Source organism: Pseudomonas sp. 05N434 (assembly GCF_056396965.1).
This window is the reverse complement of record NZ_JBFTMK010000113.1, coordinates 1-10,403: the sequence shown is the minus strand read 5'-3', so window position 1 is coordinate 10,403 and position 10,403 is coordinate 1. Positions and strand designations below refer to the sequence as shown.

10 protein-coding genes and 1 pseudogene are annotated in these 10,403 nt (G+C 59.9%); 5 read left to right on the top strand and 6 right to left on the bottom strand.

From position 1 onward, the window contains the following. On the top strand, positions 1–1,251 hold a 1,251-nt coding region (locus AC1DLB_RS10110; RefSeq protein ID WP_477784948.1), incomplete at its 5' end, for a response regulator. Here the strand turns inward: AC1DLB_RS10110 and AC1DLB_RS10105 are convergent. From AC1DLB_RS10105 to msrB, 3 genes are all read right to left on the bottom strand, one after another. Beyond that, positions 1,235–1,696 carry a MarR family winged helix-turn-helix transcriptional regulator gene (locus tag AC1DLB_RS10105; protein WP_007940020.1) on the bottom strand — a complete coding sequence of 154 codons (462 nt, stop codon included), beginning with the start codon at positions 1,694–1,696 and terminating at the stop codon, positions 1,235–1,237. The genes AC1DLB_RS10110 and AC1DLB_RS10105 overlap by 17 nt on opposite strands. Next, entirely contained in the window at positions 1,693–2,178 is a 486-nt protein-coding gene (locus AC1DLB_RS10100; protein ID WP_111455023.1) for a glutathione peroxidase, read from the bottom strand. The genes AC1DLB_RS10105 and AC1DLB_RS10100 overlap by 4 nt, the downstream gene beginning before the upstream one ends. Before the next feature lie 154 nt (positions 2,179–2,332). Further along, positions 2,333–2,728: a peptide-methionine (R)-S-oxide reductase MsrB gene (msrB, locus tag AC1DLB_RS10095; RefSeq protein ID WP_007940018.1), complete on the bottom strand. Its 396-nt coding sequence runs from the start codon at positions 2,726–2,728 to the stop codon at positions 2,333–2,335. A 226-nt stretch (positions 2,729–2,954) separates the two neighbouring features. Here msrB and AC1DLB_RS10090 point away from each other — a divergent pair, with 226 nt between their 5' ends. Then, on the top strand, positions 2,955–4,166 hold the full coding sequence (locus tag AC1DLB_RS10090; RefSeq protein ID WP_477743443.1) for a pyridoxal phosphate-dependent aminotransferase: 1,212 nt from the start codon (positions 2,955–2,957) through the stop codon (positions 4,164–4,166). A gap of 317 nt (positions 4,167–4,483) precedes the next feature. Next, complete coding sequence (gene htpX, locus AC1DLB_RS10085; protein WP_008075669.1) at positions 4,484–5,371, top strand: protease HtpX; 888 nt, start codon at positions 4,484–4,486, stop codon at positions 5,369–5,371. A gap of 217 nt (positions 5,372–5,588) precedes the next feature. Here htpX and AC1DLB_RS10080 read toward each other — a convergent pair whose 3' ends face one another. After that, entirely contained in the window at positions 5,589–6,245 is a 657-nt protein-coding gene (locus AC1DLB_RS10080; RefSeq protein ID WP_064616737.1) for a thiopurine S-methyltransferase, read from the bottom strand. A gap of 103 nt (positions 6,246–6,348) precedes the next feature. Here AC1DLB_RS10080 and AC1DLB_RS10075 point away from each other — a divergent pair, with 103 nt between their 5' ends. Then, positions 6,349–7,116: a DODA-type extradiol aromatic ring-opening family dioxygenase gene (locus AC1DLB_RS10075; protein WP_064616734.1), complete on the top strand. Its 768-nt coding sequence runs from the start codon at positions 6,349–6,351 to the stop codon at positions 7,114–7,116. Positions 7,117–7,225: 109 nt separating this feature from the next. Here AC1DLB_RS10075 and AC1DLB_RS10070 read toward each other — a convergent pair whose 3' ends face one another. Continuing rightward, the gene (locus AC1DLB_RS10070; RefSeq protein WP_018930020.1) at positions 7,226–8,899 is read right to left on the bottom strand and encodes a DEAD/DEAH box helicase; all 1,674 of its coding nucleotides are present in this window, start codon (positions 8,897–8,899) and stop codon (positions 7,226–7,228) included. A 422-nt stretch (positions 8,900–9,321) separates the two neighbouring features. On the opposite strand from AC1DLB_RS10070, the gene AC1DLB_RS10065 reads away from it, so the two are divergent. Then, on the top strand, positions 9,322–10,113 hold the full coding sequence (locus tag AC1DLB_RS10065) for a crotonase/enoyl-CoA hydratase family protein (protein WP_477743444.1): 792 nt from the start codon (positions 9,322–9,324) through the stop codon (positions 10,111–10,113). Positions 10,114–10,170: 57 nt separating this feature from the next. Here AC1DLB_RS10065 and AC1DLB_RS10060 read toward each other — a convergent pair. Beyond that, a pseudogene (locus AC1DLB_RS10060) lies at positions 10,171–10,403 on the bottom strand (spermidine synthase); the annotation flags it as partial.

The window sequence follows — 10,403 nt, the reverse complement described above, 5'->3', positions numbered from 1 at the left end:
CTGGAACTCGAACACATTCCATTCGACCTCGGCTCGCTGATCGAAGACACCGCCAACCTGCTGTCCCAGAACGCCGCGCCGAGCGTCGAGCTGACGTGCCTGATCGACCCGCAATTTCCCGCGCTGGTACTCGGTGATCCGACCCGGGTCCGGCAGATCGTCAGCAACCTGTTGTCCAACGCCCTCAAGTTCACCCGCTTCGGGCGGGTCGATGTGCGTCTTTCAACGTTCGAAGACGGTGTGCGAATCGAGGTCTGCGACACTGGCATCGGCATTGCCCAGGACGCACAGGTCAAAATCTTCCAGCCCTTTACCCAGGCCGGTGCCGGCATTACCCGGCAATTCGGCGGTACCGGGCTGGGCCTGGCGCTGACTTACAACCTCTGCGAAGCCATGCAGGGGCGGCTGACGATCAGCTCGGAAGCAGGCTTCGGCAGTCAGTTCYGCGCCGACCTGCCGCTGCCCTGCCACACCCGCGCCATCCCGCCAGCAGCTCTGCAAGGCAACATCGTCGCGATCACGGCTGCCAGCAGCGGACTGGCGGAACTGCTACAGAATCTATTGCCCGAATGGGGGCTCGGCTATCAACAACGTTCCATCGATGACCGATTGATCGGCCTGAAACCGGACGTGTTGATCACCGACTGCCCCGAATGCCTGTTTGGCCTGCGCCCGACTTTTACCGCGCCGATTCTGCTGGTGACCGCTTACGGCAGTTTCCTGCCCAGCGAGCAAGCCAGCGCCCTGGCACCTTTGCAGCAACAGGCGCGACCGTTGGCGCGCAATGCGCTGTACCAGACATTGCGACGGATCTTGCAGCCGGAACTCAACACGATCAACGGTGCCCGGGTCGAAGTCCTCTCGCCCCAGCGACGCGGGCGCATCCTGCTGGTGGAGGACAACCCGGTCAATCAGTTGGTGGCCAAGGGCATGCTCGGCAAACTTGGCTGCGAGGTGAGCGTCGCGGCCCATGGTGCCGAAGCCCTGGATCAGCTCGAACACAGCGAATTCGACCTGGTGCTGATGGACTGCAACATGCCGGTGATGGACGGTTATGAAGCCAGCCGGCAGATCCGTCGCAGCGGGCGCTGGCCACAACTGCCCATCGTCGCCCTGACCGCCAACGCCATGTCCGAAGAACGCGAACGTTGCCGTGCGGCGGGCATGAGCGACTACCTGGCCAAACCCTTCCGCCGGGAAGAACTGGCGGCCCTGCTCGACTTGTGGATACCCACTACGACAGCGATTTGATTTGCCCCAACAGGTGATCAAGACCATCGCGCAGCTCATTCAGGCGATCCAGATCGACACCGCTATCGCACAACAGGCGGGCCTTGAGCGGCCCGACCTGATCGCGCAAGGCCTTGCCGGTGGACGACAGGCTCAAGTGCACCTCGCGCTCATCGCGCGCCGAACGCTGGCGCTGCACCAGTTGCAGTTGCTCAAGACGCTTGAGCAGCGGCGTCAGGGTCCCGGAATCCAGCGCCAGGCGCTCGCCCAGCGCCTTGACCGTCGGCTGCTCCGGCGCCGCCTCCTGCCATTCCCACAGCACCAGCATCGCCAGGTATTGCGGGTAGGTCAGGCCCAGTTGATCGAGCATCGGCTTGTAGGCACGGATCACCGCCCGAGAAGCGGCGTACAGCTTGAAGCAGAGCTGACTGTCGAGTTTCAGCGAATCAACTGACAACGTGTTCATTTGAGCAGAGCTTCGATCTCGCGACGCAGCGCTTGCGGCTTGGTTGCCGGAGCAAAGCGCTTGACCAGCTGACCGTCCTTGCCGATCAGGAACTTGGTGAAGTTCCATTTGATGCCCTGGGAACCCAATACACCTGGCGCGCGTTTTTTCAGCTGAACGAACAGCGGATGAGCGCCGGTACCGTTGACTTCGATCTTCTTGAACAGCGGGAAACTCACCCCGTAATTCAGCTCGCAGAACTCGGAAATCGCCCCTTCGTTGCCCGGCTCCTGCTGGCCGAACTGATTGCAGGGAAAGCCGAGTACCACCAAACCTTGATCCTTGTAGCTCTGCCAGAGCTCTTCGAGGCCTTTGTACTGCGGGGTGAAACCACATTTGCTGGCGGTGTTGACCACCAGCACCGCTTTACCGGCGAAATCGGCCAGGGTCTTTTGCTCCCCCTTGATGGTGGTGCAAGGGATGCTCAGCAGGTTGTCGCTCATGGCACGAACTCCGAGTGAAGGAAGATCAAACATAGCGAGCAATTGAATTGTGTGCAATTTAATAAATCAATAGATGCCCGGTACGCGAACATCATTGCAGGAGCTGCCGGAGGCTGCTCCTGCGTATACAAATCAAGCGCACGACATCAGCAGATTATTCGCGGGGAACGAGGTCCAGGCACACCGAGTTGATGCAATAACGCAAACCGGTTGGCGGCGGACCGTCCGGGAACACATGCCCAAGGTGCGCATCGCATTTGGCGCAGACCACTTCGGTACGGATCATGCCATGGCTGATATCACGGATCTCGACCATCGCGCTGTCGCCAATCGGCGCATAGAAGCTCGGCCAGCCGCAGCCGGAATCGAACTTGGTTTTGGAGTCGAACAGCGGTGCGTTGCAGCAGATGCAGTGGTAAACGCCGTCGGTTTTGGTGCCGTTGTATTTACCGGAGAACGGTCGCTCGGTGCCCTTGAGGCGGCAAACGTTGTACTGCTCCGGATCAAGCATGGCCCGCCATTCTTCCAGGGTTTTTTCCAACTTTTCCATTGATACACCTCAGCAGCTGAAAAAGCCCGATCTGTACCTTTTCCACGGATCGGGCGGCACGTATGATTGCGCCTCGTCAAACGCCAGTCTGGCAGCCAGACCACGCGCATTCAAACGGATTTATGAGTGCCGCCACTCAAGGCGTCAGGCCTGTGTGAATACGCAGGATTCCCAGCACGGTCGTTCACACGCCGCCTGGATCGTTCATTTTCGGGAACACATCGCCATGCAGGTCAGCAAATCGAACAAGCTCGCCAACGTCTGCTACGACATTCGCGGCCCAGTGCTCAAGCACGCCAAACGCCTGGAAGAGGAAGGTCATCGCATCCTCAAGCTGAACATCGGCAACCCGGCGCCCTTTGGTTTCGAAGCGCCGGACGAAATTCTTCAGGACGTGATCCGCAACCTGCCGACCGCCCAGGGCTACAGCGACTCCAAAGGCCTGTTCAGCGCCCGTAAAGCCGTGATGCAGTACTACCAGCAAAAGCAGGTGGAAGGCGTCGGCATTGAAGACATTTACCTGGGCAACGGCGTTTCCGAGCTGATCGTGATGTCGATGCAGGCCCTGCTCAACAACGGCGACGAAGTGCTGGTGCCGGCCCCCGACTATCCGCTGTGGACCGCCGCAGTGAGCCTGGCGGGCGGCAACCCGGTGCATTACCTGTGCGACGAGCAGGCCAACTGGTGGCCGGACCTGGCCGACATCAAGGCCAAGATCACCCCGAACACCAAGGCCCTGGTGATCATCAACCCGAACAACCCGACCGGCGCGGTGTATTCGAAAGAAGTCCTGCTGGGCATGCTGGAACTGGCCCGTCAGCACAATCTGGTGGTGTTCTCCGACGAGATCTACGACAAGATCCTGTACGACGACGCCGTGCACATCTGCACCGCCTCGCTGGCACCGGACCTGCTGTGCCTGACCTTCAACGGCCTGTCCAAGTCCTATCGCGTGGCCGGCTTCCGCTCCGGCTGGATCGCCATTTCCGGCCCGAAACACCACGCCCAGAGCTACATCGAAGGCATCGACATGCTGGCTAATATGCGCCTGTGTGCCAACGTGCCGAGCCAGCACGCAATCCAGACCGCACTCGGTGGTTATCAGAGCATCAACGATCTGGTATTGCCCCAAGGGCGTCTGCTGGAACAGCGTAATCGTACCTGGGAACTGCTCAACGACATTCCGGGCGTGAGCTGCGTCAAACCGATGGGTGCGCTGTATGCGTTCCCGCGGATCGATCCGAAAGTCTGCCCGATCCACAACGACGAGAGATTCGTGCTCGACCTGCTGCTCTCGGAAAAGCTGCTGGTGGTACAAGGCACAGCCTTCAACTGGCCATGGCCAGACCATTTCCGCGTGGTCACCCTGCCACGGGTCGACGACCTGGATCAGGCCATTGGCCGGATCGGCAACTTCCTCAAGTCCTATCGCCAGTAAATGGCCTGTCACCGTGCGACGCGGATAAAAGTCGCACGGTGATTAATTCAGCAACACTTCTGTGCGCCCTGCCCTGCCTCGTTGTTTCAAGCGCTGACTGACGACACGCTTCATGCCCACGCCCAATAACGGCGGGGGCCTGTGAAGCTAATCGGCTGACAACCGTTTCCCATGTCGACGTCGGAAATGCCCTTCAAGCAGCTAGACTGTTGCCGTAGGACACAGTTTGAAATAGTCACCCGGTTGAATAGCCCGGTGCAGCACCTTATATACCCCGCAGTACGCTACATCTTTAGCACGAGGAGATTTCTACAACCATGATGCGCATTTTGCTGTTTTTGGCCACTAACCTGGCGGTCGTGCTGATTGCCAGCATCACCCTGAGCCTTTTCGGCTTCAACGGGTTCATGGCGGCCAACGGGGTTGATCTCAACCTCAATCAGCTGCTGATTTTCTGTGCGGTCTTTGGTTTCGCCGGTTCCCTGTTCTCGCTGTTCATCTCCAAGTGGATGGCGAAAATGAGCACCAGCACCCAGATCATCAGCCAGCCGCGCACCCGGCATGAGCAATGGCTGCTGCAAACCGTCGAGCAACTGTCCCGCGAAGCCGGGATCAAGATGCCCGAAGTCGGGATTTTCCCGGCCTATGAAGCCAACGCCTTTGCCACCGGCTGGAACAAGAACGACGCACTGGTCGCGGTCAGCCAGGGCTTGCTCGAGCGTTTCTCGCCGGATGAAGTGAAAGCCGTTCTGGCCCACGAAATCGGTCACGTGGCCAATGGCGACATGGTCACCCTGGCGCTGATCCAGGGCGTGGTGAACACCTTCGTGATGTTCTTCGCCCGGATCATCGGCAACTTTGTCGACAAGGTGATCTTCAAGAACGAAGAAGGCCAGGGTATCGCCTACTACGTGGCGACCATCTTCGCTGAACTGGTCCTGGGCATCCTGGCCAGCGCCATCGTCATGTGGTTCTCGCGCAAGCGCGAATTCCGCGCCGACGACGCCGGCGCACGCCTGGCCGGTACCAGCGCAATGATCGGTGCCCTGCAGCGCCTGCGTGCCGAACAAGGGTTGCCGGTGCACATGCCGGATACCCTGAATGCCTTCGGCATCAACGGTGGTCTCAAACAAGGGTTCGCCCGCATGTTCATGAGCCACCCGCCGCTGGAAGAACGCATCGACGCACTGCGTCGCCGGGGCTGACAGGTTCCGCAGCACTAAAAGAAAAGGCCCGCAGTGAATGCGGGCCTTTTTTTGTCTGTTTGATTAATGCGGTGCTCTTCAGGCCCTCTTCGCGGGCAAGCCTCGCTCCTACAGGTCTTGTGTCGTTCACATAATCGGCGAATTACACAAAGCCTGTAGGAGCGAGCGGTGCGGCGATCCAACTTGCCCGCGAAGAGGCCAGCAAGCTCAACACACCTTAATGGCTGGAAACCCGATACACACGCTCCTCAAGCCGCGTGACACCGGCCTCGAGAAACTTCCAGCTCTCACCCAGGACGTCCTGGTCTTCCAGGATCTTCAGCTCCCACGAAGCCCCCAGCAGCCGTTGCACTTCGTCATCAAGCACAGCAAATGGCGGTCCGGCCATTTGCTTCTGGTCGTAATCCAGCGTAATCAAAATCCCTAAAGAATCCTTCGGCAGAATCCGGATCAGATGAGCCGCGTATTGTTCACGCATCGCTGGCGGCAAGGCGATCAGCGCCGCGCGGTCGTACAGTGCGCTGCAATCGGCAACATCGCCTGCCGTCAACTCGAAGAAATCGCCGCACCACAACTCGATCGACCCGGCCCGATAGACGTTGAAAGGTCCCTGCTCGCTGATTGCCGGGTCCAGTTGATGCTCATTGAAAAAGTCCTCGATGGCCTTTTCCGACAACTCGATACCCAGCACCTCATGACCGCAGTGCGCCAGCCACAACAGGTCCAGGCTCTTGCCACACAACGGCACCAGTACGCGAGAACCTTCATCAAGGCCCAGTTGCGGCCAGAACCGTTGCAGATAGGGATTTACTTCCGGCAGATGAAAGCCGATCTGATTCGACGCCCACCGTTTGTGCCAAAACTCCGGCTGCATAATTAACCCCGAAAAATTCGATCAAAAGACTCTAAAACTTATATTAGATTTAGATCAATGATCTGACTGAAGATGCTGCCATCTTACTCCCAGGAGCTCAATTATGTTCCCCAGCCTGTATATCTCTCATGGCTCCCCCATGCTGGCCCTGGAACCTGGCGCCAGTGGGCCGGCCCTTGCGAATCTGGCCGCGACAATGCCCAAGCCCAAAGCCATCGTGATCGTTTCCGCGCACTGGGAAAGCAGCGAATTGCTGGTCGGCGGCAACCCCCAACCCGAAACCTGGCACGACTTCGGCGGTTTTCCGCGGGCCTTGTTCGAGGTGCAGTACCCGGCACCCGGCAGCCCGCAACTGGCGACAGAGGTTGTCGAGCTGCTGAAGACCGATGGCCTGCCTGCGCGCATCGACGCCAAGCGCCCCTTCGACCACGGCGTTTGGGTACCCTTGTCGTTGATGTACCCGCAGGCCGATGTCCCGGTGGTGCAGGTCTCGCTGCCCACCCGTGGCGGCCCGGCGCTACAAACCCGCGTCGGACATGCCCTGGCCAGCCTGCGTGAGCGCGGCGTGCTGTTGATCGGCTCTGGCAGCATCACCCACAACCTGCGCGAACTGGACTGGCACGCCGGCCCGGAAAGCGTCGAACCCTGGGCCAAGGCGTTCCGCGACTGGATGATCGAAAAACTCGAAGCGAACGATGAAGCCGCGCTACACGACTATCGCCAGCAAGCGCCGAACGCGGTGCGCAACCACCCGAGTGACGAACATCTGTTACCGCTGTACTTCGCCCGCGCGGCCGGGGGCGAGTTCAGCATTGTGCACCAAGGGTTCACCATGGGGGCGCTGGGGATGGATATCTATCGTTTCGGCTAATAAGTCGACCGCCGCCCCCGCTCAAACGTCGGACACAAAACAGCAGGCAAAAAAAATCCCCGAACCAGTCGGGGATTTTTTATGTTCGATCAATCAGCCCGAGAGCGGATCAATCTTCGCGGTAGCGACGCAGCTTCAACTGCTTACCGGCAACGCGAGTGTCCTTCAGTTTGGTCAGCAGACGCTCCAGACCATCTTCCGGCAGCTCGACGAGGCTGAAGCTGTCACGCACCTGAATGCGACCGATGGCTTCACGCGCCAGACCACCTTCGTTGAGGATGGCGCCCAGCAGGTTCTTGGCAGCGATACCATCACGCGCGCCCAGCGCGGTACGGCAACGAGCACGGCCTTCAGCCAGCGGGATCGGAGCACGACGCTCGCGGTCACCACGGTCCGGACGATCACCGGAACGCTCTGGACGATCGCCACGCGGTGCATTGTTCGGCACCAGCGGACGTTCTTTCTCGATCGCGGCCAGGGTCAGCGCTTGACCGTTGGTAGCCTTGCGCAGCAGAGCTGCGGCCAGGGCACGCGGGCTGCAACCGATGTCGGCAGTCAGACGATCCAGCAGATCACCGTGAGTCGACTCGGCATCACCTACCAGCGGCGACAGGCTGTTGGTCAGTTTCTTGATGCGGGCATCGAGAACAGCTTGAGCGTCCGGCAGGCGAACTTCGGCAACTTTCTGACCGGTAACACGCTCGATCACTTGCAGCATGCGGCGCTCACGAGGAGTGACCAGCAGCAGCGCGCGACCTTCGCGACCGGCACGGCCGGTACGGCCGATACGGTGAACGTAGGATTCCGGGTCGTACGGCATATCAACGTTGAACACGTGAGTGATACGCGGAACGTCCAGGCCACGAGCGGCAACGTCGGTCGCCACAACGATGTCCAGACGGCCATCCTTGAGGGATTCGATGACGCGCTCACGCTGGTTCTGAGCAATGTCACCGTTCAGCGCAGCGGCTTTGTAGCCTTTGGCTTCCAGGGCACTGGCCAGGTCCAGGGTCGCTTGCTTGGTGCGCACGAACATGATCAGGGCGTCGAAATCTTCCACTTCCAGCAAGCTGAGAACGGCAGAAGTCTTCTGGTCAGCGTGAACCAACAGGTGAGCCTGTTCGATCGCGGTAACGGTCTGAGTCTTGCTCTGGATCTTCACATGCTTCGGATCGCGCAGGTGGCGTTCGGCGATGGCACGGATCGATTGCGGCAGGGTGGCCGAGAACAATACGGTCTGACGGGTTTCCGGCATGGCCTTGAAGATAACTTCCAGGTCGTCCATGAAGCCCAGCTTGAGCATTTCGTCCGCTTCGTCGAGAACCAGGTGGTTCACGGTAGCCAGGACTTTTTCGTCGCGACGCAGGTGGTCGCACAGACGGCCCGGAGTGGCGACAACAATCTGTGCGCCATTACGGATTGCTTTCAATTGTGGGCCCATCGGCGCGCCGCCGTAGACAGCCACAACAGTTACGCCCGGCATTTGCTTGGCGTAGGTTTCGAAAGCGGTTGCAACTTGTAGCGCCAACTCACGAGTTGGGGCCAGGATCAGAGCTTGCGGCTCGCGCTTGGACGGATCAATGCGGTGCAGGATCGGCAGGGCAAAGGCAGCGGTTTTACCGGTACCGGTTTGCGCCTGGCCAATCATATCGTGACCGGCGAGAATGATCGGGATCGACTGCTGCTGAATGGCCGAAGGCTCTTCATAGCCGGTAGCGACTACTGCAGCGACAATATTAGGGTGAAGTTCAAGAGCGGCGAAGCCGCCGATTTCCTGGGTCATGGGTCTGCCTCTAAGTGCATCCGCAAAGACCCATGCTCCAAAGCTGCGCATGCCGTGTTGAGACTCAAGAGTCGCCCTGGCAGCTTTGTCGGCGGGGATTTGCGAAAACGAATGAATGAAAAGAATCGTCAAGGAAGAGTCCGCGGGGCGGACGTGCAGCCGAAGCTGGCTTCGGGGAATTGCGCTACCTAAACGCGGCCCGGTTAAAGGCCGGCGCGCACTATACCGGAATTCGGCCAAAAAGGGAGCTTTTTTTATCGGAAAAAACCGGCATACGCCGTTGTGTCACGGGCTTTGCGGATAATCGTACAACCGTCTATTTTGCAAAGGCCCGGCCCTGCTGACGATGGCGCTAAAACGGTTCACCCTTGCGACGCAGACCTTTGGTCTGACGCCCCCCTTCCCGCCCGAGGAAATGCTCCATGAATCAGCCCAGCCCCAGTCGTGTCACCCGTGAAAGACACGGTCATGTCCTGATGATCGGCCTGGATCGGGTGGCCAAGCGCAATGCCTTCGACCTCGACCTGCTCAATGCGCTCAGCCTGGCCTATGGGGAATTCGAAGCCGACAGTGAGGCGCGGGTCGCGGTGGTGTTCGCCCATGGCGAGCATTTCACTGCCGGGCTCGACCTGGTCAGCGCCGGCGCAGCCCTGGCCGAAGGCTGGCAGGCACCACCCGGTGGCTGCGATCCCTGGGGCGTGTTCGGCGGCCCCCGCGTCAGCAAACCGGTGATTGTCGCGGCGCAAGGCTACTGCCTGACCGCGGGCATCGAATTGATGCTGGCCGCCGACATCAACCTGTGCGCCAGCAATACCCGTTTTGCCCAAAAGGAAGTGCAGCGCGGACTCCTCCCGTTCGGTGGCGCCACCTTGCGCCTGCATCAGGTCGCCGGCTGGGGCAACGCCATGCGCTGGCTGCTCACCGGCGATGAATTCGATGCACATGACGCCTTGCATCTGGGCCTGGTGCAGGAAGTCATGGCCAGCGAGGACTTGCTGCCACGGGCGATCGAGTTGGCCGAGAGGATTGCGAGGCAGGCACCGCTGGGGGTTCAGGCGACGTTGATGTCTGCGCGACAGGCGCGCTACGAGGGTGAAATTGCTGCGACCCAAGCATTGCCGGCACTGGTGAAGAAACTGCTCAACAGCGAGGACGCCAAGGAGGGTGTGCGGTCGATGATCGAGAAGCGGCCAGGCGTCTTCAAAGGCTGCTGACAGATCGGCTTTTGTGGCGAGGGAGCAAGCTCCCTCGCCACAAATGACCTCATCGCATTAAGTCGCCGGCCGAATATCCTTGATCAGCGATTGCAACGAATACCCCAACCGCGGCGCCAGGCCTTCCGCGCGAGCGATCAGCCCTTCCATGTCCAGCTCCTGATCCAGCTCCGATGGCACGATCAGAATCACGTTGCCCTCCTTCACCGGCAGTTCCCAGTAATGCCGGTGATAGAGACCGCGCAACAACGCTGCACCCAACGGCTTGCCGTCGTCGGTGGCCCACTGGT